At 32.0% G+C, this 25,328-nt stretch carries 22 protein-coding genes; 18 read left to right on the forward strand and 4 right to left on the reverse strand.

What is annotated here, in order from left to right; translation table 11 throughout:
• Nucleotides 1-390 precede the first annotated feature (390 nt).
• The 6 genes from B0A78_RS04340 to B0A78_RS04365 all read left to right on the forward strand — a co-directional run bounded on the left by B0A78_RS04340 (nt 391) and on the right by B0A78_RS04365 (nt 10,236).
• Complete coding sequence (locus B0A78_RS04340) at nt 391-1,284, forward strand: DNA/RNA non-specific endonuclease (RefSeq protein ID WP_065213737.1); 894 nt, start codon at nt 391-393, stop codon at nt 1,282-1,284.
• Nucleotides 1,285-1,381: 97 nt separating this feature from the next.
• On the forward strand, nt 1,382-2,656 hold the full coding sequence (gene kynU / locus B0A78_RS04345; protein ID WP_014164811.1) for a kynureninase: 1,275 nt from the start codon (nt 1,382-1,384) through the stop codon (nt 2,654-2,656).
• 53 nt (nt 2,657-2,709) lie between these two features.
• Complete coding sequence (locus B0A78_RS04350) at nt 2,710-4,758, forward strand: T9SS type A sorting domain-containing protein (RefSeq protein WP_065213736.1); 2,049 nt, start codon at nt 2,710-2,712, stop codon at nt 4,756-4,758.
• 243 nt (nt 4,759-5,001) lie between these two features.
• Nucleotides 5,002-6,087 carry an agmatinase family protein gene (locus tag B0A78_RS04355; RefSeq protein WP_065213735.1) on the forward strand — a complete coding sequence of 362 codons (1,086 nt, stop codon included), beginning with the start codon at nt 5,002-5,004 and terminating at the stop codon, nt 6,085-6,087.
• 347 nt (nt 6,088-6,434) lie between these two features.
• A complete protein-coding gene (locus B0A78_RS04360) occupies nt 6,435-8,816 on the forward strand; it encodes a penicillin acylase family protein (RefSeq protein WP_014164814.1) in 2,382 nt (793 codons plus the stop codon).
• A 67-nt stretch (nt 8,817-8,883) separates the two neighbouring features.
• Complete coding sequence (locus B0A78_RS04365) at nt 8,884-10,236, forward strand: FAD-dependent oxidoreductase (protein WP_014164815.1); 1,353 nt, start codon at nt 8,884-8,886, stop codon at nt 10,234-10,236.
• A 236-nt stretch (nt 10,237-10,472) separates the two neighbouring features.
• Here B0A78_RS04365 and B0A78_RS04370 read toward each other — a convergent pair whose 3' ends face one another.
• Together B0A78_RS04370 and B0A78_RS04375 are read right to left on the reverse strand one after the other, a co-directional pair.
• Nucleotides 10,473-10,697 carry a cupin domain-containing protein gene (locus tag B0A78_RS04370; RefSeq protein ID WP_014164816.1) on the reverse strand — a complete coding sequence of 75 codons (225 nt, stop codon included), beginning with the start codon at nt 10,695-10,697 and terminating at the stop codon, nt 10,473-10,475.
• Between the two features lie 207 nt (nt 10,698-10,904).
• The gene (locus B0A78_RS04375) at nt 10,905-12,410 is read right to left on the reverse strand and encodes a helicase HerA-like domain-containing protein (RefSeq protein ID WP_014164817.1); all 1,506 of its coding nucleotides are present in this window, start codon (nt 12,408-12,410) and stop codon (nt 10,905-10,907) included.
• A 373-nt stretch (nt 12,411-12,783) separates the two neighbouring features.
• On the opposite strand from B0A78_RS04375, the gene B0A78_RS04380 reads away from it, so the two are divergent.
• The 9 genes from B0A78_RS04380 to B0A78_RS04420 all read left to right on the forward strand — a co-directional run bounded on the left by B0A78_RS04380 (nt 12,784) and on the right by B0A78_RS04420 (nt 20,055).
• The gene (locus tag B0A78_RS04380) at nt 12,784-13,608 is read left to right on the forward strand and encodes a MotA/TolQ/ExbB proton channel family protein (protein ID WP_014164818.1); all 825 of its coding nucleotides are present in this window, start codon (nt 12,784-12,786) and stop codon (nt 13,606-13,608) included.
• A 32-nt stretch (nt 13,609-13,640) separates the two neighbouring features.
• Nucleotides 13,641-14,264, forward strand: a complete 624-nt coding sequence (locus B0A78_RS04385) for an ExbD/TolR family protein (protein ID WP_014164819.1) — start codon at nt 13,641-13,643, stop codon at nt 14,262-14,264.
• 19 nt (nt 14,265-14,283) lie between these two features.
• Complete coding sequence (locus B0A78_RS04390; protein ID WP_014164820.1) at nt 14,284-14,832, forward strand: ExbD/TolR family protein; 549 nt, start codon at nt 14,284-14,286, stop codon at nt 14,830-14,832.
• 25 nt (nt 14,833-14,857) lie between these two features.
• Nucleotides 14,858-15,673 carry an energy transducer TonB gene (locus B0A78_RS04395; RefSeq protein WP_014164821.1) on the forward strand — a complete coding sequence of 272 codons (816 nt, stop codon included), beginning with the start codon at nt 14,858-14,860 and terminating at the stop codon, nt 15,671-15,673.
• A gap of 6 nt (nt 15,674-15,679) precedes the next feature.
• Nucleotides 15,680-15,901 carry a hypothetical protein gene (locus tag B0A78_RS04400; protein WP_307725308.1) on the forward strand — a complete coding sequence of 74 codons (222 nt, stop codon included), beginning with the start codon at nt 15,680-15,682 and terminating at the stop codon, nt 15,899-15,901.
• A 216-nt stretch (nt 15,902-16,117) separates the two neighbouring features.
• Complete coding sequence (locus tag B0A78_RS04405; RefSeq protein WP_065213733.1) at nt 16,118-17,032, forward strand: PstS family phosphate ABC transporter substrate-binding protein; 915 nt, start codon at nt 16,118-16,120, stop codon at nt 17,030-17,032.
• Between the two features lie 10 nt (nt 17,033-17,042).
• The gene (locus tag B0A78_RS04410) at nt 17,043-18,737 is read left to right on the forward strand and encodes a tetratricopeptide repeat protein (protein WP_065213732.1); all 1,695 of its coding nucleotides are present in this window, start codon (nt 17,043-17,045) and stop codon (nt 18,735-18,737) included.
• Between the two features lie 114 nt (nt 18,738-18,851).
• A complete protein-coding gene (locus B0A78_RS04415) occupies nt 18,852-19,484 on the forward strand; it encodes a 7-carboxy-7-deazaguanine synthase QueE (RefSeq protein WP_014164825.1) in 633 nt (210 codons plus the stop codon).
• Nucleotides 19,485-19,659: 175 nt separating this feature from the next.
• Complete coding sequence (locus B0A78_RS04420) at nt 19,660-20,055, forward strand: energy transducer TonB (protein ID WP_014164826.1); 396 nt, start codon at nt 19,660-19,662, stop codon at nt 20,053-20,055.
• A gap of 350 nt (nt 20,056-20,405) precedes the next feature.
• Here the strand turns inward: B0A78_RS04420 and B0A78_RS04425 are convergent, their stop codons facing one another.
• The gene (locus tag B0A78_RS04425; RefSeq protein ID WP_014164827.1) at nt 20,406-21,110 is read right to left on the reverse strand and encodes a class I SAM-dependent methyltransferase; all 705 of its coding nucleotides are present in this window, start codon (nt 21,108-21,110) and stop codon (nt 20,406-20,408) included.
• Between the two features lie 68 nt (nt 21,111-21,178).
• On the opposite strand from B0A78_RS04425, the gene B0A78_RS04430 reads away from it, so the two are divergent.
• Both B0A78_RS04430 and B0A78_RS04435 read left to right on the forward strand, forming a co-directional pair.
• Complete coding sequence (locus B0A78_RS04430) at nt 21,179-21,673, forward strand: YkgJ family cysteine cluster protein (protein WP_014164828.1); 495 nt, start codon at nt 21,179-21,181, stop codon at nt 21,671-21,673.
• A gap of 220 nt (nt 21,674-21,893) precedes the next feature.
• The gene (locus B0A78_RS04435) at nt 21,894-22,487 is read left to right on the forward strand and encodes a PAS domain-containing protein (RefSeq protein WP_065213731.1); all 594 of its coding nucleotides are present in this window, start codon (nt 21,894-21,896) and stop codon (nt 22,485-22,487) included.
• Nucleotides 22,488-22,556: 69 nt separating this feature from the next.
• Here B0A78_RS04435 and B0A78_RS04440 read toward each other — a convergent pair whose 3' ends face one another.
• Nucleotides 22,557-23,807, reverse strand: a complete 1,251-nt coding sequence (locus B0A78_RS04440; RefSeq protein ID WP_065213730.1) for an exo-beta-N-acetylmuramidase NamZ family protein — start codon at nt 23,805-23,807, stop codon at nt 22,557-22,559.
• Nucleotides 23,808-23,813: 6 nt separating this feature from the next.
• Here B0A78_RS04440 and B0A78_RS04445 point away from each other — a divergent pair, with 6 nt between their 5' ends.
• A complete protein-coding gene (locus B0A78_RS04445) occupies nt 23,814-25,067 on the forward strand; it encodes an ABC transporter permease (protein WP_065213729.1) in 1,254 nt (417 codons plus the stop codon).
• Nucleotides 25,068-25,328: the final 261 nt, after the last annotated feature.

Genomic DNA, 25,328 nt, shown 5'->3' on the forward strand with positions numbered 1-25,328 from the left:
CAGTATATTTTAAGTTTAAAAGGTATTAAATAAAAGTAACTTCATTTTAAGAATAAGTAAATAATAATTTTAAGCTTGTTTAAAAAACAAAGCCTCTTTTAAAGGATTTATAAAATATAGAACTTTTATAGATAATAAACTACCATAATAACATTGAATATACCACCCTTTTAGATGTAAAATTATATTTGTAAAGAATATTAATTTATAGATCAAAAGGCAGTATAATGACAGAATATAAATTCAAGAATACCTTTTGGTAAAGCTTTGAAAATTTTAAGAATATCTTGTGATTTTTTATTTATGATTATTTTGTTTCATAACATTAACTTAACATTGGATCAGTTTATAAGAAATACCTTTGCGCGAATTTTAAAAAAACAATAAAAAATGAAAAACCTTAAAAGACTAACCTGTCTTATTTTAGCGTGTCAAACATTAGTGTTTTGTTCTCGCGAAGAGGAGCTTAGCTCAAACACAGAAATTTTAAAAGCAGAAAATTTACGTAAAATTCAAAAAGCATCTAGCACAGATAATGGAGATCTATTATTAGGAAACCCATCCAATGCAAATCAAGAGGATGTAAACAACTATTTAGCATCAAAAAACAATTATGTTATTTCGTATAATAATAAAAAAGGGACAGCTAATTGGGTAAGCTGGCATTTAGATTATAGAAATTTTGGAACAGCGGATCGTGCAAATGATTTTAGATCAGATAACACATTGTCTTCCTCTAATTTCTTTTTAGTATCTCCTAATCATTATAAAGATAGTGGTTTCGATCGTGGTCACATGTGTCCTTCAGCAGATAGAACAAATACCTTTCAAGCAAATTCAGAAACGTTCTTAATGACAAATATGGTGCCTCAATCGCCTAAAAATAACCAACAAACTTGGGGTGGTTTTGAAGAGCGTTTAAGACAGTTTGTACGTAATGATAAGAAAGAAGTATATATAGTAGCTGGGGTATATGGTCAAGGAGGGACAGGTAAAAAAGGAGGAATAACCACTTTTTTAGCTAATGGAAAAATATGCGTTCCTGCAAGTACTTGGAAAGTAGCTCTATTACTAGATGAAGGTACAGATGATTTAAAAAGAATTAGTGCTACTACAGAAGTAATAGCTATTGAGGTTCCTAATAATCAAAATATAGATAAAGATTGGAAAAAATATATTGTTAAAGTTTCTGATTTAGAGACAAAAACAGGGTATAAATTTTTCTCAGAATTAAATGAAGGTATCGCTAAATCATTAAAGTCTAAGTTGTATTCAGGAAAGTAATAGTATCATAAAAAATGTTAAAAAGCCACTTGTTTAAACAAGTGGCTTTTTTTGTTCTACTTACTTTCCCTATATTTACAGGCTGAAACTGAAAGAAATGACTTTTCAAAACACACTTGCCTTCGCACAACAATTAGATATACAGGATGAATTAAAAAACTATCGTTCTGAATTTATATTTCCACAACACAACGAAAAAGATGTGATTTACTTTACAGGAAATTCACTAGGCTTACAACCTAAAAGAGCAAAAAAATACGTAGATGATATAATGAACGACTGGGCTAGTTTAGCAGTTGAAGGGCACTTTTATGCAGAAAAACCTTGGTGGGATTATCAAGAACGTTTTGCAGAACCCTTAAGCAAAATAGTGGGAGCAAAACCTAGTGAAGTAACCGTTATGAATACCTTAACAGTAAACTTGCATCTGTTAATGGTGTCTTTTTATCAACCTACTCAAAAACGGTACAAAATTATTTGCGAAGAAAAAGCATTCCCTTCAGACCAATATATGCTGCAAAGCCAAATAAAATTTCATGGTTTTGATCCTAAAGAGGCCCTAGTAGAAATCAAACGTCGAGAAGGAGAACATACAATTCGATTAGAGGATATCATAGAAAAAATAAATGAACTAGAAAACGAGTTAGCATTAGTTTTATGGGGAGGGGTTAATTACTACACAGGACAAGTTTTTGATATGCAAGCCATCACAAAAGCTGGGCATAAGGTAGGGGCTAAAGTAGGTTTTGATTTAGCCCATGCCGCTGGAAATGTAGAATTAAAACTTAACGAATGGAATGTAGATTTTGCAGCTTGGTGTTCTTATAAATATATGAATTCAGGACCAGGAAATGCTTCTGGATGTTTTGTACATGAAAAACACCATCATACCAATCTGCCTCGTTTTGGAGGTTGGTGGGGACACAATAAAGAAAGAAGATTTAAAATGGAACCCGATTTTGATCCCATTCTTGGAGCAGATGGTTGGCAAGTAAGTAATTTGCCTGTATTGTCGTTAGCACCCTATTTAGCTTCAGTTCAAATGTTTGCCGAAGTGGGGATGGAAAAATTAATAAAAAAACGCAACCAGTTAACAGCCTATTTAGAATTTATCCTTCGTGAAATTGATCAAGAAATATCAGGAACCCAATTTGAAATAATTACGCCAAGGAATCAAGAGGAAAGAGCGTGTCAACTGTCTGTATATTTACATGGGCAAGGGAGAACTCTTTTTGATTATTTAATGGCTAATGGAGTAATTACCGATTGGCGCGAACCGAATGTAATCCGTTTAGCACCAGTGCCTTTTTATTGCTCTTACGAAGATATGTACAGATTCGGTGAAATTTTAATCCAATTTTTAAAACAATAGGTCGTCATAAACGATCCTTAAGGATTGTTATTTTCGATAAAAAATGATTATATATGAGGAAAGAATTGTATTCCATAATGTTATTGATGTTCAGTAGTGTATTTTTAAACGCACAAACTACAAACAAAGAAAGAATAGCATTAGACTTTATTCATGGTAAAGCCAATAGTAATGAGCGGAAAACGCGAGAAGAATTTAAATTAAAAAATGTAAGAAAAGGAAAATCAGGAGAAACCCTACGTTTTCAGCAAGAATTAAAAGGAATCCCTGTATTTGGAGCGGAATATGTAGTAAACTTTGATAACGACGAAAAAATAGCCTTTTCAACAAATAGTTATGACGCTACAGTAGAAAAAATTAATGTAACCCCAACTCTAGATACAGAAACAGCTTTAAAAAAAGCAAAGAAAACCCTAGAAGCTAAAGGAATTTTACATTTTGAAGAATCTAAACTTTTTGTTTATAATCTTACGAAGCCCACTAGATTAGCTTATAAAATTAACCTCCAATACGATGATAAACCAGGAGATTGGGAAATATTTGTTGATGCTCATACAGGGGAAATCATAAGTTTAAAAGATGTAGCGGTTTATCACCATAAAAAAGAGACCCCAAACACTAAAAAAATAAATGAATCTAAAATACCATACGCTTTTAGAAGCGGAAGAGCCATGGTGTTTAATCCTGATCCCCTTTCAGTTGGTAGAAATACCTATGGAGTAGGAGATTATATAGATAATGGAGATAATACAAATGAAAGTTTAAATAATGCAAGAGTTAACGTTGAATTACCAGAAATAAGTTTTGCTTCTGGTAATTATAGACTAAAAAGTTCTTATTGTGATATTGGAGATTTTGAACAACCCAAAAATGGATTTTTCGAACAAAAATCTAATTTTTTTAATTTCACACGTGATCAAGAAGGGTTTGAAGCTGTTAATGCCTTCTATCATATAGATAAAAACTTAAGATATATACGAAATACTTTAGGAATTGTCTGTGTGCCAAGAAAAAATAATGGATTAGTTATTTTTGATCCTCATGGAGATACTTCCCATTATTTAGAATCTTCTGAGAAGATAGCTCTAGGAATAAACGAAATAGATGGAGGAGAAGATGCAGACATTGTTTTACATGAGTTAGGACACGGGATACATCATTGGATTACAGGAGGACGTAGTTCATTCGTTGAAGGTCTTGGAGAAGGATGTGGCGATTATTGGGCACAATCATATAGTAGAAGCTTAAATCAATGGTTACCAACAGATCAAGAATATCATTTTTTATTTAATTGGGACGGACATAACGAATATTGGGAAGGAAGAACAACAAATTATCCTGAAAAATATCCTCAAGGATTAAAAGGAGCTATTCATACAGATGGTCAAATTTGGGCTACAGCATTGATGAAAATTTATGATGTAATTGGAAGAAAAAAAACAGATACTGCTTTTTTGGAAGGACTAGCTTTAACAAATTCTGCATCAGGTCAAGTACAAGCTGCTAACGCATTTCGTCAAGCCGCAATAAATATGAATTACCCATGTTCTGATATTGATACTATAACAAGAATCTTCAATAATACAGGTTATGGACTAAGAAATGTACCATTTACATTAAATGTACCAGCCAATAAAAAAGAGCAGACAGGAGGAGGAAATGTTTTTGTGTTACCTGATTATAGATTACAATGCAATGCAATAGTTGCTGGTTGCGATGCTGTTTTAACACAAAATCCTTTACCCAACACAAACGTAGCTCCAGGAAATCATATAATTACTATTACGGCAGTTTCCCCTTCAAATGGAATGGCAGCAATAAATAAGACATTTAATTTAACAGTTGAAAGTAGTTTATCTAATGATCAATTTGTTAAACTTGAATTTAGTATTTCTCCTAATCCAGCAAATAACACCATTACACTTAGTGGAGAAGAATTAATAAACAAAAAAATGGAAATATTTAACATTTTAGGACAAAAAATCATAAGCAAAGAAATGTTATCTAATGAAAACTCAGTAGACATATCATCATTAAATAAAGGCGTTTATTTTGTAAAGTTTCAAGGAACAAATGGAACTAAAAAATTTATAAAAAAATAATTTAATCCAACAAAATAAACTGTATAAACAAAAAACGGTTAAAAGAAAAAAATAATAAATCCGCATACCTATTGAACATTTCTCTTTGTTTATCACATCAAGATGATATTTAAAAGAAGAATTATTACCTTTGTTAACAGATTAAGAAAAATAACAAAAGGACTTTTAAAACGTATGAAATAATTAAAACGAAAAGCTTTATTTTTTCTATTCTTTAATCTTTCGTATTTCAATCTAAAAAATATGACAAAACAACAAATTATAGCCAATTTTGATCCATCGCAACCAGGATTAGCAGATGCTACCATTTTTGGTTTACCTTTTTCATCAGAAGATTCCGAGATTATAGTAATTCCTGTGCCTTGGGAAGTAACCGTAAGTTATGGAGCAGGTGCCTCCGAAGGACCTGATGCCGTTATGGATGCCTCTTTTCAAGTAGATTTAAATCACCAAGACTTTCCTGAACTTTGGAAATTAGGTATTTATATGGATGATGCACCTAAGCATTGGAAATCTAATTCTGATAAATATAAATCATTAGCACAACCCATAATTGAGGCTTTAGAAGCAGGTGAAGATATAGAAACCTTTCCTGCCTTACAATCGGATTTGGATAAGATAAATAAAGCCTGTCGAGAATTGCATACAGAAGTAAAAGAAAAAGTACTTTTCTGGATGGCTAAAGGAAAAAAAGTAGTACTTTTAGGAGGCGATCATTCTACTCCACTTGGCTACTATGAAGCACTTGCCTCTAAATATGAAGAATACGGTATTTTACATTTAGATGCACACATGGATTTACGAATCGCTTACGAAGGTTTTACTTATTCGCATGCCTCTATCATGTATAACGCTTTACAAATCCCGCAAATTTCTAAAATTGTACAAGTTGGTATCCGTGATTTTTGTGAACAAGAAGTAGAAATTGTTCATAAATCAAACGGTCGTGTTTTAGTGCATACAGATGCCGATTTAAAAGAAGAAACATTTGAAGGGGTAACTTGGGCACAACAATGTAGTGCTATTATAGCTTCATTACCGCAAAAAGTTTGTATTTCATTTGATGTAGACGGAATGTATCCGTGGTATTGTCCTAACACAGGAACACCCGTTCCTGGTGGATTTTCTTTTGAGCAAGCAACGTATCTGTTCAACAAACTAGCAGAAAGCGGAAAAGAAATTATAGGTTTTGATCTAGTAGAAGTAGCCCCTGGAGAAGATGACTGGGATGGTAACGTAGGAGCACGTATGTTATTTCATTTGTGTGGTGTATTAGCTAAAAACAACGGAATGAAAACAGGAAACCGTATTGTTTTTCCTAGAAAATAATAAAAATCAATTTTTCACTAAGACGAGCAAGTTTGCTCGTCTTTTTTTATCTTTGATAATATCATTATAACCACAAAAGGATCTATAATCTCTTGGTATAAAAAAAGACAAGAATTAACTCCAGATTATGCGTTAGATTTTGTGATGAAGATGAAAAGGATAAAGAAGGTAAAAAGGCACCGAAATTTTCACCGTAGCTGTAGTTTTACCACATTGAATTGAGAACAAAAAGAATGAACACTTTTTTAGATTCAAAAAACGTTTTTATCTGTAATAAATTTATAATGCATAATCTGGGGTGAAAAAAGGGGTAGGGAATAATCCCTAATAAATAAAAATTTACACGGATGAAATTAGTAAAAAAAATACTGATAGCCTTATTAGGAGTAATTTTAGTGTTGGGAGTGTCAATTTATGCTTATTTATATAGCACAAAACCCAAATATGAAGGGGAATTGACTATTGAAAATATTAGTAAAGAAACAGATGTTTTTTTTGATGAATATGGAATACCTCATATTTATGCAGCTAACGAAAAAGACGCCCTAACCGTTTTAGGTTATGTACACGCACAAGAACGTTTGTGGCAAATGGAGTTGTTAAGAAGGATTGCACCTGGTAAATTATCCGAACTATTTGGTGCAAAAGCTCTAGATAATGATAAACTATTTTTAGCTTTAGGAATTGATCAAAATTCGCAACAAGCCATTGCTAAATTAGATACAAAAAGCAAACCCTATAAAATGGCGATGGCTTATCTAGATGGAGTCAATCAATATTTAAAAAAAGGAAGTACTCCTGTAGAATTTACTTTATTAGGTATAGAAAAAAAACCTTTCACACTTCGTGATGTGTATAATACAATAGGGTATATGGCTTTTAGTTTTGCCTGTGCACAACGGACAGACCCTTTAATGACCGATTTAAAAAATAAATTAGGTACTGAGTATATGAAAGAATTAGGTTTGGATCTGTCATATAATTCAACCAAGATTAAAAGTACGAATAATCAAGTAGACACTTATCTAAAAGCATCTAAAGCAGTAGCTGATTTAATAGATAATTCTCCTTTTCCCCCTTTTATAGGGAGTAATTCCTGGGTCGTAGGACCTGAAAAATCAGTATCAGGAAAAGTACTTTTTGCTAATGATCCGCATATTAGTTATTCGCAACCAGGGACATGGTACGAAGCTCATATCCATTCTCCAGAATATGAAATGTATGGTTACTTTTTAGCAGGGGTACCTTTTCCCTTGCTAGGGCATAATCGTCAATACGCTTATGGATTGACCATGTTTGAAAATGATGATGCAGATTTCTATCAAGAAACCATCAATCCATTAAATCCCAAACAATATAAAACAACTAATGGATATAAAGAATTTTCAACCCGTAAAGAAAAAATAAATATAAAAGATAGTGCAACGGTTGTTTTAAATTTAAAAGAGACACATCACGGAGTCGTACTAAATGAGGTGTTAAAAGATTTCAATCCATCACAGCCCGTTTCTTTCTATTGGATATACACACAAAAAGAGAATAAAATTTTAGATGCACTGCATTCCTTGAGTCATGCTAAAAATTTAGAAGACTTTCGCAAAGGGGTGTCCTATATAACAGCTCCAGGGTTGAATATTATGTATGGGGATGCACAAAATAATTTTGCATGGCAAACATCAGGTAAATTATATAAGCTGAAAAAAGGAGTAAATCCTAACTACATTTTAGAGGGGAGTAATGGTATTGATGATCAATTAGAATTTTTAGATTTTAATAAAAATCCAAGGGCAATTAATCCCTCTTGGAATTATATCTATTCAGCTAATAATATGGCACATGAAATTGATGGTTACCCTTATCCAGGGTATTATTTACCCGAAGATAGAGCTAAAAGAATTGTTCATCTCTTAGAATCAAAAAGCAAATGGTCTAAAGAAGACTTTTCTAAAATGCTCAATGATCACACTTCAGATGTAAGTGCTACAGTTGCACATAATTTCATACAATGGATTGATAAAAGCCAACTTACAATAAAAGAAAAAGAAGCACTGTCTATTTTACAAAAATGGAAAGGAGCAAATACTACCTCAGATGTGGCCCCTACCATCTATAACAAATGGATTTATTTTTATTTAAAAGCCACCTATCAAGATGAAATGGGGGAATTAGGATTTAAACAATTTTTAAAAACACATATAGTTAAACAATGTATAGATAATCAAAGTCGTGTAGAAGAATCTATTTGGTGGGATGATATTACAACGACCCATAAAAAAGAATCTCGAAAAGATATTTTGACAAAGTCATTTAAAAAGGCCTTAGATAATTTAATAAATCAATTAGGTCCTACAATTTCTGATTGGCAATGGGGGAAAGTACACCAAGTAGAATACAAACACCCTATAGGAAGTCTAGCCTTATTTCGTCCATTCTTTAATGTAGGTCTTTTTCAAGCATCAGGTAGCAATGAAGTTATTAATAATGTAATGTTCTATTACACAGATGAAGATCATTATGATATTTCAGCAGGACCATCCACCAGAAGAATTATTGATTTTGCAGATATAGAAAATTCATTAAGTATTCTACCCACAGGACAATCAGGAAATCCCATGAGTAAGCATTACAAGGATCAAGCTCAAATGTATATCAATGGGCAGTTTAGAAAAATGTTACTTAATAAAAAAGAAATAAAATCTAAATCAACGAAGTTAGTGTTCAAAAAATAATATAAAAAAACGTTCGTGATTTCTGTCCGAATACTATAAATTTGTAAACCCTTTTATAAAAAAATAAATGCAGACTCCTCAAAAAATTGCTATAATTGGTTCGGGTTTAGTAGGAACCTTATTAGCAATCTACTTAAAACGAAACGGACATACGGTACATGTTTTTGACCGAAGTCCAGATATGCGTACCGTTGAATTTTCAGGACGATCTATCAATCTGGTAATGTCTGATAGAGGATGGAAAGCTCTAGAAGAAGTAGGTTTAGATCATGCTATAAAAAAGATAGGGATCCCAGTAGATAAAAGAGCAATTCACATGCAAGATGGAAAACTCAATTATCAATACTATGGTAAAGATGGAGAAGCTATTTTTTCATTATCTCGATCCGTATTGAATCGAAAAATGATTGACCTAGCGGAAGAAGCAGGAGTAGAATTTAAGTTTGAACACAAGATTTGGGATGTTAATTTAACAGATGCCACTTTATACATAGGAGAAGACGAAAGAAGTACATGGCAAGAATTAAAATATGACAAAGTCTTTGGAGCGGATGGTGCTTTTTCTCGAATTCGTCATCGTATGCAACGTCAGAGTATGTTTGACTATTCTCAGGAATTTATGAAAATAGGATACAAAGAACTACACATACCCGCAAATCCTGATGGAACTCACAAAATAGATAAAAATTCATTGCATATATGGCCTAGAGGACAATTTATGCTAATGGCCTTAGCGAATCTAGATGGAAGTTTTACATGTACCTTATTTATGCCCTTTGAAGGAGCTAATTCTTTTGACTCTTTAAAAGAAGAAAAACAATTAGTTGATTTTTTTGCAAAGTATTTTCCTGATACAAAAGATGTTATTCCTGATTTAATTCATGATTTCTTTAAAAATCCTACAAGTTATTTAGTAATTATGAAATGTTTTCCATGGACTCATACTGATAAAGTAGCCTTAGTAGGGGATTCGGCTCATGCTATAGTTCCTTTTTATGGACACGGTATGAATGCTGGTTTTGAAGATATTACAGTCTTGGCAGAAAAGATGGCGTTGTATGGGGACGATTGGGAAAAGATTTTTAAAGAGTATGAAAAATCACGAAAACCTAATGCAGATGCTATAGCTGAACTTTCTAGAAGAAATTTCGTAGAAATGAGTAGTAAAACAGCGGATGAAAAATTTTTACTTCAAAAAAAAATAGAAAAATGGTTCTCTGATAAACATCCTGAAAAATGGTTGCCATTATACAGTCGTGTAACCTTTAGTACACAACCTTACTCAGAAGCACTAGCTATAGGAGATTATCAAAACGCTATTATGGATGAAGTAATGAGCATACCAAATATTGATACCCGATGGAACTCCCCCGAAGTAGAAAAAAAGATCATAACACTACTGAATTCAAAATCATATTAATATAAAAAAGCATAAAGAAAGATCTCTTTTAATTAGGAAGAAATCCCATGATCAATACTATGGATTTCTTCCCTAGACGATCCAAAGAAACACAGTTTAATACACAATTAGTTTGGTGAAATTGAACAAACGTAAAATACAAAAGTTTATTTTTTAGACAATTTTTTCCTATGTGCGTTATTTATTGAAAATCAGTTTTTTAAATAGCAATCTATTCACAAGGTTCTTCAAAAGGATTAGCGTATTGTACTCGTGTGTGTGTTAGTTTTAGTCGATTCTTCTGCTTCCAATACAAAGGTTTCATCCTCAATGATAAATTGCTTTTTACCAGAAATAATATAAGTATATTCTTCGAATTCAGGTTTTTGAAAAGGTTCACTCCACCCTGGAGGAGCTACCATATTTGCTATAGAAATTCCGGAGTTATTACTAGCTAAAAAGCTATGATGTCCCTCATGCATTTTCTTTAATAAAACCCAGATTATGTGTTAGCCTTTGTGATGAAGATGAAAAAGGAAAAGGGACGGAAATTTTTCCCTACAGTTTTAGTTTTGCTACGTTGAGGGGAAAAAAGAGTACTTTTTTAGATTCAAAGTCATTTTATCTGTAATAAAAATCTAATGCTTAATCTGGGTTTAAAGTTGTAATGTAGTTTTAATTTAGAAAGATCATTTTTTTAAAACTTTCATTAAAACATTAAAAGCACCACGAATAAAAGTGGCGCTTGTTACTACTTTTAAAACGGATTTAGCAATTGTTTCCCCCATAGTTGAATCCTGACCTTTTTTTGAATCACCGTCAGTTTCTGCTACTTCTTCGGAAATACTTTCTAGTTTTTTTGATAAAATTTCATAAGCACTTTCTCGGTCAATTTCTTCCGAATACTTTTTAACTAATTTTGATTTTGAGTTAATTTCTTCAATTTCTTCATTACTCAATACATCCATTCGGCTTTCAGGGGCACGCAACATACAAGCAACTAAAGGAGTCGGAATACCCTTTTCATTTAAAGCCGTTACAAGTGCTTCACCTATTCCTAACGAAGTAATGATTTCATCTGTTCGATAATATTTAGATTCAGGATAATTTTCAGCGGTTTGTTTGATGGCTTGCCGATCATTAGCAGTAAAAGCCCTTAACGCATGTTGAATTTTTAGTCCTAATTGTGCCAATACACCTTTAGGAATATCAGTAGGATTTTGCGTAATGAAATACACACCAATGCCTTTTGATCTAATTAGTTTGATGATGGTTTCTATCTGATCCAATAAAGTTTTGCTCGCTTCATTAAATATGAGATGTGCTTCATCTATAAAAACCACTAATTCAGGTTGCTCAACATCACCTTTCTCAGGCATACTATTGTAAATTTCAGCTAAAAGATTCATCATAAATGTAGAGAAAAGTTTAGGTTTATCCTGAATGTCGTTTAAACGAACAATATTAATATACCCAAAGCCTTCTTCATTAACACGCATTAAATCATCAACTTCAAAAGACTTTTCACCAAAGAAAATATCAGCACCTTGTTGTTCTAACGCTATAATTTTACGAAGAATAGTGCCTGTTGTAGCAGTAGAGATCTTTCCATATTCTTTTGAAATTTCGTCTTTACCTTCTTCTGTAATGAAATTCATAACTTTTTTAATGTCCTTTAGGTCTAATAAAGGCATTTTCGTATCATCACAATATTTAAAAATAACAGAAATAACTCCCGCCTGAGTTTCATTCAAATCCAAAATTCTAGAAAACAAAACAGGACCAAATTCAGAAACGGTAGCTCGTAATCGTACCCCTTCTTGTCTAGATAAAGTTAACAATTCTACAGGAAAAGCCTTGGCTTCAAAAGGAATATTTACTTTTTCATGACGATCTTTAATAAAATCCTTTAGCTCACCCTTTTTTGCAATTCCAGAAAAATCTCCCTTTATATCCATCATCAAAACAGGAATCCCTTTTTGTGATAATTGTTCAGATAATAATTGTATCGTTTTTGTTTTCCCAGTGCCCGTCGCGCCAGCAATTAAACCATGTCTATTGAGTGTTTTTAGAGGAATAGTAACAGGGATAGGGTAGGCCTCTTTATCTAAAATAGATCCTCCAAGAGTAATATGATTTCCTTTACATTGGTAACCATTTATAATATCTTCTTTAAAATGTTCTAAAATATTCATAATTCAGCGATTAATAGGGTGCAATATATTCTTTTTTTTATATGAAATAGACTTATTTAAATCGTTTTTTGTCTTCGTTTAGTAAGAAATAAGTGTTTTTTTTGATTTTTTAGTATAAAGTTTAATTTTTAAAAAATATTCAAAAAATAGATGATTTTGCTGATTATTGTTTAAAAAATAGTTTTTTAATGCTTGTTTGGTGAATAATTATTATTATTTAACGGTTTTGCTTGAGGGGATCAGAGATGGTGTTACTTCATAAAAGTAAAAAAAGTTTTTTTATATCAGCTAAAAAATTAAATTTGCCTCCATTATTACTCAAAAATAATACGAGATTTAATTAATCAATTAGAAAAATTTAAATTTTAAAGAAATGGCAAACAACGTTAATGTAAAAAAAGAAGAGAAATCTAAAGGTGGTGCTTCATATTCAGGAATCATTATTCTTGCATGTATCGCAGTAGGTGTTTTTGTGTGGAAATTTATAATGGGAGCTTCTGGAAACTTTGAAGGAGGTAATTCAGAAACAGGTCACCCTCACAACTTTTTAGGAACAGTTTATAAAGGAGGATTTATAGTACCAGTATTATTAGGAATGCTATTAATGGTAGTTGTTTTTTCTTTTGAGCGCTTAATGGTTATCTCTAAAGCTGCGGGTAAAGGAAATTTAGATATTTTCATGAAAAACATACAAGCTAGTGTAAACCAAGGGGATATTAACGGTGCTATTGAAACTTGTGACAAACAACAAGGTTCTGTTGCTAATGCAATCAAAGCAGGTTTGGTAAAATATAATCAAGTGAAAGCAGAAGGATTTACTTCTGAAGAAGCTACAGAAACTATTCATAAAGAAATTGAAGAAGTTACTGCTTTAGAAATGCCAATGTTAGAAAAAAATATGACAATTATCTCTACTATGGTTGCTTTAGGTACTTTAGGAGGATTATTAGGAACTGTATCAGGTATGATCAAAGCGTTCAGTGCATTAGCTACTTCAGGTACTCCTGACCAAGCCGCTTTAGCAGTAGGTATCTCTGAAGCTCTTATCAATACAGCTACGGGTATCTCTACTTCTGCTTTAGCAATTGTAACTTACAACTATTTTACTTCTAAAATTGATACATTAACATATTCAATTGATGAAGCTGCTAACACTATCGTTAACACTTACAGAAGATTTAAAGGTTCTTTAAAATAATTTAAGGACATAATTAAAGATAAAATATAATTATGGCAAAAGGAAAATCACGTAAATCAGCAGGAGCAATCGACATGACAGCAATGTGTGACGTAGCCTTCCTATTGCTTACGTTCTTTATACTTACTGCTACAGCTAAACAACCAGAACCCTTACAGGTAGATACACCTAATTCAACGGTGCAAACTAAATTACCTGAAACTGGCTTAGTAACGTTAACGGTAGGTAAAGGTAAAGTATTCATCGGTATGAAAGACCGTGAAATCCGTTTAAGATCATTAGAATTAATGGGACAAGAATACGGAATGAACTTTACTGATGCAGAAAAACAACGTTTTTCTTTAATAGATGGTTTCGGAGTACCAATGGGTAATTTAAAACAAATCATTGCTATGTCAAGCTCTGACAGAAACAAAGAAGGTTTGCAACCTGGTATTCCAATGGACTCTATAGATGAAAAGAAAGATGAGTTGGCTAGATGGATATTTAATGCTCGTTCAGCTAGTGCTGAGTTGAGAAATGAGGACCTCAAATTTGCAATCAAAGGAGATGCTAAATTAGAGTACCCAGCTATCAAAAGAGTAATGGATGTATTACAGAAACAAGATGTAAATAGTTTTAATCTTGTGACTGGTTTACGTAGTAGTGATTTCTAATATAATATAAGAAAAAGAAATGGCAGAATTAAACGACTCCGGTGGAGGTGGCAAAAAAGAAGGTGGTAAGGTAAGAAGTAAAAAATCCAATGCAAAGGTGGATTTAACAGCCATGGTGGACTTAGCTTTCTTATTGATTACGTTCTTCATGTTGACTACGTCATTGTCTAAACCTCAGTCTATGAACTTGGGAATGCCGGATAAAAATGATAAGCCTGAAGAAAAAAAGGACAATATTGAAGTAGCCGATGATCGTACAATGACAGTTTTATTAGGTGAAAACAATAAAATTAAATGGTACTATGGCAGAGTAGATGCCCCTTTTGAAGGCCCTAAAGAAGCTACTTACGGAAAAGCAGGTATTCGTCAAGAAATTGCTAAAAAAGTACAGTCAGTTCCAGCAAAATACAATGACCCAGAAAAAGGGTTGATTGTAATCATCAAAATGGATAAAAAAGCAAACTATAGAAATATGGTAGATATCCTAGATGAAATGGCAATATGTAAAGTACCAACTTATGCTGTAGTGGATATTACACCGCAAGAGAAGGCTATATTAAAAAAGTAATTAACTAAATTCTAATAATTGAAGTATGAAATTAGATTTGTATAAATCGCAATGGTTAGAGTTAGTTTTTGAAGGGCGTAACAAAAAGTATGGTGCTTATGAGTTACGTAAAGAAAATCCTAAAACATCATTGAGAGCATTAATCATCGGAGGCTCATTCTTTGCGTTAGCAGTAGCTTCTCCGTTGCTTATAAGCATGATCCCAAAAGGTGAGGATGATACTACTTTAGATGAAAAAGTAGTGTTGGTGGATATGACTAAACCAAAAGAAAATACACCACCACCACCACCACCTGAAAAAAAGCCAGAACCCCCTAAACCAAAGGTAGACGAAGTAAAATTCGTAGAACCTAAGGTTGTAGAAGCTAAAAAGGTAACAGAAGAAATTAAAACCATTGAGGAGTTAAAAGACAAAAACATTGCTGAAAAAGACCAAAAAGGGGATAAAGATGCACAAGTTCAGATTGACGCTCCAACTGGTAATAATGATGAAGTTGTAAAAGTAGTAGAAGAAGATAATCAAGTATATAGTTCTGCAGGTATTGAAGCACAACCCGAATTTCCAGGAGGTAATGAAGGTTTTATGAAGTATGTACAACGTAATTATCGTACTCCAGAGGTCGATACTGACTTAAAAGGAAGAGTTTTTGTCGAATTCGTAGTAGAAAAAGATGGAAGCTTAACAGATATAAAAGTAGTAAGAGACTTAGGATATGGAACAGGTGCTGAGGCTATTCGTATGCTAAAGAGCGCTCCTAAATGGAGACCTGGTGAGCAAAACGGTAAAAAAATCCGTGTAAGATATAGTTTGCCAATCTTACTAGATATTAGAGCTGAATAGATGAATATGAAATATTCAAATAAGCAAGAGAAGAAATCGCTCCAAGAGCGATTTCTTCTTGTTTTAGGCATGCTGTTTTTTTGTATTTATTTAGGTATGGGATTAATGGTGTTGTTTTGGGATCACTTAATAGAACGCCTTCCTTTATCGACAGGGTATCGTATAACTCTAGGAATAGCTATTATTATTTATGCTTTTTTTCGTTTTATACGCTATTTTAAAAAGTAATTTTATCTAAAATTTTATTTCGTTAAAATTATCTCAAAAGAAATAATACATTGTTACAATAATAAAAAAGGAGGGTAAGAAAAATAACTTTATTTTTTTATCTATATTGCCTAATGTTAATTCTAAAATACAAAGGGTTAAAATAGCTGTATTTAGAAATACAAAATGATTTAAAAAGATATCGTCCGTAAATTGTAATAAATAAAATTTATTCCTATGAAATTAAAATATTTAGTTGTTGGCTTACTGCTTACCGCTGTTTTTTTTGTTAGTTGCTATTTTGGGAATACCAATGAAAAGGAAACTATATTAACGGGTACGGCTACTATATTGGTGGATCAAACAGTTTACCCTTTAGTAGAAGATCATCAGATGATTTTTGAAAACCAATACCAAGCTAAAATTCAATTAATACCCAAACCAGAACGAGAGATAATAAAACTCTTGTCAGAAGGGAAAAATAATTTGGCAATTTTAACACGTGAATTAAATTCCAGCGAAATAAAAAATTTTTCTAAGAAAAAAATTAAAGGAAAAATAACCGATTTTGCTATAGATGGTATTGCTTTTATCGGACATTCTTCGAATGTTAACTTTAAAATAGAAGAAATTGAATTAGTTAATCTTTTAAAAGGGAAACCATCTAATATAAAAAGGTTAGTTTTTGACAACGCCAATTCAAGTACACTTAGGTATCTAATGGATCTTGCTAAAGTGAAAAATTTTCCTAAAAATAATGTCTTTTCGTTTTCAACTAATAATGAAGTAATTGCCTTCGTGGCTAAAAACCCAGATGCTATAGGTGTTGTGGGGATAAACTGGATTACACAACCAATGCCCGATTTTCAAAAAATAGTAGAAAGGGTTAAGGTCTTGGAATTAAAAACTAAGAATGGTACATTTGTTATTCCAAGTCAAGATTTATTAGCTTCTGGTAGCTATCCTTACAGTAGAAAAATAAAAATGATAAATTATCAAGGAACTACTGGTTTAGGCATGGGATTTGCTTCATTTATAGCAGGAGAGTTGGGACAACGAATAGTATTAAAGTCTGGGTTGGCTCCTGTTAGAATGCCTAGTAGAAATATAATAATCCGTAAGGAAGTAGAAGAAAAAGTAGAAAATAATTAATTGTAAAGAAATGAATAAAATAAAGTTTTTCAGTACTGCTTTTTTTGCAATGAGTGCAGGAGTTTTTGCTCAAGATATAGAAACTGCTAAAAAAGCAATTGATGCTGAACAATATGAAAAAGCAAAATCAATATTAAAAGCGGTCGTTAAGTCAAACCCAGAAAATGGAAAGGCAGCTTTCCTATTAGGAAATGTCTATTTACGTCAAACATACCAAGATTCAGCTAAAACTCTTTTTCAATCAGCTTTAACAAAAAAAGAAGGAGGCGTGTTAAATTATATAGGTTTAGGTCAAATAGACCTAGATAATGCTAATACTCAAGCAGCTCAATTTAACTTTGATCAAGCTACGGCCAACATGAAGAAAAAAGAATTAGAACAGTTTGTTTATATAGGCAAAGCCTATACTAATTCAATAAACCCCAATTATGCAAAAGCTATCGAAGTGCTAAACAAAGCGAAAGCCATTAATATGAATGATGCGCAAACCTTACTAGCTTTAGGAGACGCATATTATGGGTTAAGAAGTCAAAATGAAGCCTATGCAGCATACCGTGGAGCATACGAGGCAGATAATAGCTTGTTGAGAGCTAAAATGCAATTAGGTGTTCTGCTAAAAGGAGCTAAAGCTTTTAATGAAGCAAAAGCAGCTATAGATGAAGTACTAGGTATTAATACATCGTATGGTCCAGCTTATAGAGAACTAGCAGAAATCTATTTTGGATGGGCACTACAACAAAACGATAAAGCTAAATTTAAAGAATATACAGATAAATCGTTAGAATACTATGAGAAATATATGAGTTTAACAGACTATTCATTAGCTTCTCGTATGCGTCACGCAGATTTTCTTGTAATAGCTAAAGATTATAAAGCCTTAGAAAAAGAAGCCAACGAAATGGCCAAAATGGATAAGGTCAATCCTAGAATATTTCGCTATCTTGGATATTCAGCCTACGAAAATGGGAATATTGATTCAGCGGTTGATGCTTTGACAAAATTCACAGAAAACCCATCAAGTAGATTAATAGCAATTGATTATTTATACCTAGGAATGGCTCAGCTAAAAAAAGCAATTCCCGTTACTACAGAAGGAACGAAACCAGTTGTTGATGATGTTTTATACACACAAGCATTACAAAATTTAAGTAAAGCAGTAGAGCTTGATAAAGCAATGTCCGAAAGATTAAATGAAATTGGAAAGATTTATTTTGATAGAAAATTATATAAATATGCTTCAGGGATATACGAAGTAGCTATTAATAATACAGCTTCTAAAAATTATTTATATGATAACTTCTTTTTAGGATATTCATTATATTTCCATAATGTTGCAGAAGGAGCAAAAGCGTATGATATGATTCAATTGCAAAAAGCAGATAAAGCATTTGCCGCTGTAATTGCTAAATCGCCAACTACTCAAGATGCCCACATATACAGAGCACGTGTAAATGCTTTATTAGCAGATCCAAACGCTAAAAATCAAATGATTAGTAGTTATGATGAGTTTGCCAAAGTAGTATTAAACAAAGGCGGAGATACGGTAGAAAAAAACAAAGCTAAATTAATTGAATCCTACAATGAAATAGCTCGTTTTTATGCTAAAACAGATAAAGTAAAGGCTAATGAATATATTGCTAAATCATTGGCATTAGATCCAGCAGATGCAGATGCTATTAATGTTAAAAACAGCATTGCTAAATAATTGTTATTTAATAAATTATAAAAACCGACAATTTATAGAGTTGTCGGTTTTTTATTTATTACGGATAAGGTGTTAATTTTATGTATATTTGCAACCCCCTTTTAGGAAATAATTATGTTGAGTAAAGAAATACAGTTGGCTGTAAATAAAGGAGATATGCTTCCTCTAATGGAAGAATTTTATACAATACAAGGTGAAGGAGCTTATACAGGTACCGCTGCCTATTTTGTTAGAATTGGCGGTTGCGATGTAGGCTGCCATTGGTGTGATGTGAAAGAAAGCTGGAATGCAGAATTACATCCTCCAACACAAACTTCAATAATAGTTGAAAACGCAAAAAAACAGGCCAATACAGTTGTTGTTACTGGAGGGGAACCTCTAACCTGGAATATGGAGCCCTTAACGACAAAACTAAAAAAAGCAGGACTCCGCGTACATATTGAAACCTCAGGAGCCTATCCCGTTACAGGCGAATGGGATTGGTTTTGTTTATCACCTAAAAAAACAAAACTACCTGTTCAAGAAGCTTACAATAAAGCTCATGAACTTAAAATAATAATCTACAACAAACATGATTTTTTATTTGCGGAAGAACAAGCATTAAAGACCAATCCTAATGCTAAATTATATTTACAACCAGAATGGAGTAAAAAAGACGAAGTTTTACCCCTTATAATAGATTATGTAATGAAAAATCCAAAATGGAAAATTTCATTACAAACACATAAATATTTAAATATTCCTTAAATATTTTTATATAAAATTAATTAGTATTTGGGATTTTAATAAAACAATTATACTTTTGTTTACGGAAAGGTTTTCTTGCTTTTTTGTTATTACAGGAAAATTTCAAAAGACTTTTTGATATAAATAAAAAGTTTGGAATAGGTGTAACGAAATATTAATCCCAAAAACTGTTACTATGAAGAAATTATTCTTATTTGTTGTTTTATGGTTTAGCCAAATAACACTGGCTCAATCTTCTTCAAATGCTGTGGCCAAATCCACTGCTATACCATTTGATACTGTTGAAAATCAACCCGTTTTTCCAGGAGGAAATAATGAATTGATGAAGTTTGTAGGCAAAAACTTTTCACCACCAAGTGATGAAAATTTTACTGGAGGTGTTCTTCAAGTAACCTTTGTAATTGAAACAAATGGAAGTATTTCAGATATTAAAGTAATTAATGATTTAGGATACGGAACAGCACAGGAAATAACAAGAGTCCTTCAAACATCACCTAAATGGACTCCAGGGGATCAGGATGGAAAGCCTGTACGAGTCTTATTTACTTTATCTGTAACTATTAAGGTATAAAAAAAACTGCGAAAGCAGTTTTTTTTATACCTTATAATAGGTGGAAACTGTCTGTTTCCTAAGATTATACACTGGACTTTCCAATAAACCCAGATTACGCATTAGATTTCATAACGAAGTCTAATGCGTAATCTGGGATAAAAATGAAAGAGCAAAGAAAATAAAATGAACGGAAATTTTTTCCAGTAGATGTAGTTTTGCTACATTGAGGATAAATGATTTTTTTTGACATTCAAAGTCATTTTATCCGTGATAAAATTCTAATGCGTAATCTTTCCTAAAACCATTATGTTCTCTTAATTGTTTTAGGAAAGAACTATTAAATAATAAGGTTTAGGATTATAAAAAAATTATTTTGTAATCCTTGCCAAATAATCAAAATGAGCCCCTTCTTCAATTAATTCGCATATTAGTCCATTCGCATGGCAAGCATTTTGCAATGTGTTGTAATCCATATAAAGCCAAGGAAAAGACTCTTCCGTTTCTCCCTTATAATGTATAGTAAAAATTAATTCCCCATAATATCCATTAGCAGGAATTTCATAAGCTCCATCTTCATCCTGATCAAACATATAGATGATATCTGAAGAATCAATAATAATTTGTCCGTTCTCACTTAACAAGTTTTTTAATTTCTGAAGGTATTTACTAGTTTCTTTTAGCGTACCAAAAATACCAGTACCATTCATTAAAAGTAAAATCGTATCAAACTTATCTTCTGTATGAAAATCAATCAGACTTTCATTAATGGTATCTTCAAGACCTCTTAGTCTACAAGTTTCTATTGCATTTTTAGAAATATCTAGAGATTTTACCTCTAAACCCTTTTCTTGCAAATATAAACTATGACTGCCTGCCCCGCAACCTACATCTAATACTTTTCCTTTGCTTAATTTAAGCGCTTTCTGTTCTAATTTCGGCATTTCTTCAAATGGTCTAAATAGATAAGAAACCTCCATTTCATCCTCTTCAGATATATTGGTTTCAGTAATAATAGATTCAGGGGTATTGTTTGTTTGGTAGTCTAATAGAGCTTTGCCAAATAAATCAAGCATTTTATATAAAGTTTCAGGTTTAACGTTTTAAGTTCTTTAACTTTGCGGTTTAACTTGAAATTCGAAACTTGAAACCACAATTAAACCAACTCAGTAAGCTTGCCAAAGATAAGAATAATGAAAACAAAAAGTATTTCGATAAACTAAAAAAGAAACCCCCAAAGAATCTAGATTATGTAATGCAAGAACTACACGATATTGAATTTAGAAAAACGGACTGTTTAAAATGTGCTAATTGTTGTAAAACTACAGGTCCTTTATTTACTACAGCAGATATCGAGAGAATCGCAAAACACTTTCGATTAAAGCCGCAGCAATTTATTGAGCAATATCTCCGAATCGATGAAGATAATGATTACGTATTACAAAGTTTACCTTGCACTTTCTTAGATACCGAAAATTATTGTATGATATACGAAGCGCGACCTAAAGCCTGTCGCGAATTTCCTCATACTGATCGAAAAAAATTCCAACAGATAGCCAATCTAACTCTAAAAAACGTTGCAATATGTCCTGCGGCTTACAATATAGTAGAAGAAATGAAAAAAAAATTACCATTCTAAATATTCTATAAATTATTTATAAAATTCGGTTTAATAGAAAATACAAAACAAGAAGCGTTTAAATAAATTATATTTTGTTATTTATTGAAAAAATAGATAAATTAAAATGTAAGAAATTATTTGCGAAATTGTTTTTTATTTATCATTTTTTTTATAAATATGATATTTATCATGTTTTTTGTTTCTTATTTTTTTAAAATTTGACTGTTTTTTTAAAAAAATGTTAATGTTGAATAATGCAAAGCCTGTTCCTGTTGATAGAGAAGTTAATTGGAATAAATCAAGAACAATTGTTAGTAGAACAGATCAATACGGAAGCATAGTTTCTGTAAATGATGTTTTTTTAGACGTTTCGGGATATACCGAAAAAGAATTATTAAAACAACCTCATAACGTAATTAGGCATCCTGATATGCCTAAGGCTATTTTCAAGGTGTTATGGGACAACCTTAAAAGAGGGGAAAACTTTTATGGAATTGTAAAAAATATGGCGAAATCAGGCGAATATTATTGGGTTTTAACAGATTTCGATATCGTAGACGGAAATAAAGGATATCAAGCAAGAAGAGTTGCAGTTCCTGAAGATTTGATAAAAAAAGAAATAGAACCCTTATATAACAGAATCAAAAAGTTAGAAGAATTTTATGGAGCAGATGGAGGAGAAAATTATTTAAACGGATTTTTAGAAAAAGAAGGGAAAACGTATGTAGAGTATATTAGGCATATAATAGATAAGTACACTAACTCTAACTTTGAAGAAAAGACAATGACAGAGGAAGAAAGTAGAGGTTTTTTAAGAAGATTATTTGGGTAGAACTTTACATATATCCAAAAAATGAAAAGCCCTTTTTGAAATTTTAAAAAGGGCTTTTTAAAAAATATATTAATACTCCATATTTAAATATTTCAACCTAATGTGTTTGAACTTTAATAAATCTTTTTTCCAAGATTTTCGGATTTCTTTCTCAGAAACACCCCTTTCTATCTGTTGTTGGAGTTTTTTAGTTCCAGCTAATTTTGTGAAAAAACTATTAAAAAAAGGATTCATAGTTTGAGAATTTTCTTTATACGCCTTTATGACCCATTTAAGTTCAAGTTGTTTTACCTTTTCTATCCTGCTTAAATCTTGACCATAACAAACTTTCCCGTTCCAAAGAGGGTCTTTTGCTCCTAAATTGGGTAAAGGAGTAAACGTAAAATCGTTTTCTGTTAAATAAGGAGACCCATAAATTTGAAATTGTTTCTCAGTGCCACGTCCTACACTCACATTCGTCCCTTCAAAAAAACATAAAGAAGCATATAGATTAATGGCCTGATGATTAGGTAAATTAGGAGATGGATTTACAGGCAAATCATAAAACATCCCCCGTTTATAGTTTTTACACGAAATGATTTTAAGTTTACATTCAATTCCGTTTTTAAGCCATTTTTCCCCATTAATCATATTAGCATATTCTCCTATAGTCATTCCATACAAAACAGGCACAGGGTGCATTCCAACAAAATTCTTAAATTCAGTTTCTAATACAGGACCATCTATTATATTACCATTAGGGTTAGGTCTGTCTAAAACCAATAAAGGAATATTGTTTTCAGCACAAGCTTCCATAACATAATGTAGCGAAGAAATATAGGTATAAAAACGAACACCTACATCTTGTAGATCAAAAACCATAACTTCAATTCCATCTAATTGCTCGGATTTAGGCTTTTTATTATTTCCATAAAGAGAAATAATTGGTAATCCCGTTTTATAATCCTTACCATCTTTAATGAGTTCTCCTGCATCAGCAGTACCTCGAAAGCCATGTTCAGGAGCATATATTTTTTGTATACTAATCTTGTGATCTATTAAAAAGTCAACGAGATGAGTTCCGTCATGTAAAATACCCGTTTGATTCGTTACAATACCAACTCTTTTGTCTTTTAGTAAAGGTAAATAGATAGAGCTATTGTCAGCACCAGTTAAAACTCCTCCTTCTTTCAAAAGAAAGGATTCTTTCTTTTGGTACTTACTATTTACCATCCATATACTGTCATCTGAAAGCTGAATACTTTTCTTGTAATTTCCATAAGTAATTATTGTAAAAAGCAATAATAAAAATGTATTTTTGAAAACCAAATTATAAATCATCATCAATTGAATTTAGAGTTTTTTATCGCTGATCGATTAATACGTACTAAAGAACGTAAAAGTAATATTTCTGCCCCAATAATAAAAATTGCAATAGCAGCTATTGCAATTGGCTTGATAATGATGATTGTTTCCGTGGCAACAGGAGTTGGTTTGCAAAATAAAATACGCCAAAAAGTATCCGCTTTTAATGGGCATATAGTAATTTCTAATTTTGATGACAATCAATCACAAGTAAGTGTTGACCCCGTATCAACCAACCAAGATTTTTATCCTAAGTTTAATTCTGTCGAAGGGATTAAACATATACAAGCAGTAGCTAGTAAGGCAGGCATTGTTCGAACAGAACAATCTTTTGAAGGAATCGTTTTCAAAGGAGTAGGAAAAGAATATGATTGGGAAAATATTAAAGAGTACTTAGTAGAAGGAAAATTACCCAACGTGAAATCTAAGCTAAACAATGAAATTATTATTTCTGAATATTTAGCAAACCGTCTTTTGTTAAAAGTAGGAGATAAATGCAATACCTTTTTTATGAAAGAAAAAGAAGGGAAGTTGCCCAACCTTCGAGCATTTAAAATAGTTGGAATTTACAACTCAGGATTTCAAGAATTTGATGCAGTGTATGTTTTAGGAGATATTCGTCATATACAACGAATCAATAAATGGAAAAACACACAAGTAGGAGCATTTGAAGTTTTCTTGAATAATTTTGATCAAATTCAGGAAAAAGGGGTCGAAGTCTACAATAATACCATAAATAAAGAAGATCCTACCAAAGCATTAGATACGCAAACTATTGCACAAAAATATTATTACATCTTTGAATGGCTTAAATTATTCGATTTCAATATAGTGGTTATACTAATTATAATGATCATTGTCGCCACAATTAACATGATCGTTGCTTTGTTAGTTTTAATTCTAGAAAGAACACAAATGATAGGAATCTTAAAATCAGTTGGAGCCGATAATTGGACTATTAGAAAAATATTCCTATATAACGCAGTCCACCTAATTATTCAAGGGCTATTGTGGGGTAATATTATAGGAGTGGGGCTACTATTCATTCAACAAAAATTTGGAATAGTAAAACTCAATCCAGAAAATTATTATGTTACTACCGCACCTGTAGATATTAATTGGGTTGATATTATTTCCCTAAATATAGGAACCATTTTAATTTGTCTTATAGTAATGCTTATTCCTTCCTATGTAGTCACTAAAATTTCGCCCGTAAAAGCAATCAAGTTTACCTAGTCATCACAAAGAATATTAACAGTAGATATAAAAAGACTATTGTCTTTCTGAAAAAAAATAGTTTCTCAATAACCCTATGGGCGTGCCCCTTCGGGTCGGGCTGTCCGTTCTATCTTTTGCTAAAGAAACCCTCACAAAAAAAAGCTATAGCCATTCAGCAAAAGGATGCCACTGCCATCCCTCACGCAAACCACCCTTTAAAAACAAAACAATCCAAAACAGACCATAGAATGATAAAGGCACAAATACTCTAAGAAAAAA

This window comes from Flavobacterium columnare NBRC 100251 = ATCC 23463, from assembly GCF_002530675.1.
Taxonomy (GTDB): Bacteria; Bacteroidota; Bacteroidia; order Flavobacteriales; family Flavobacteriaceae; genus Flavobacterium; species Flavobacterium columnare.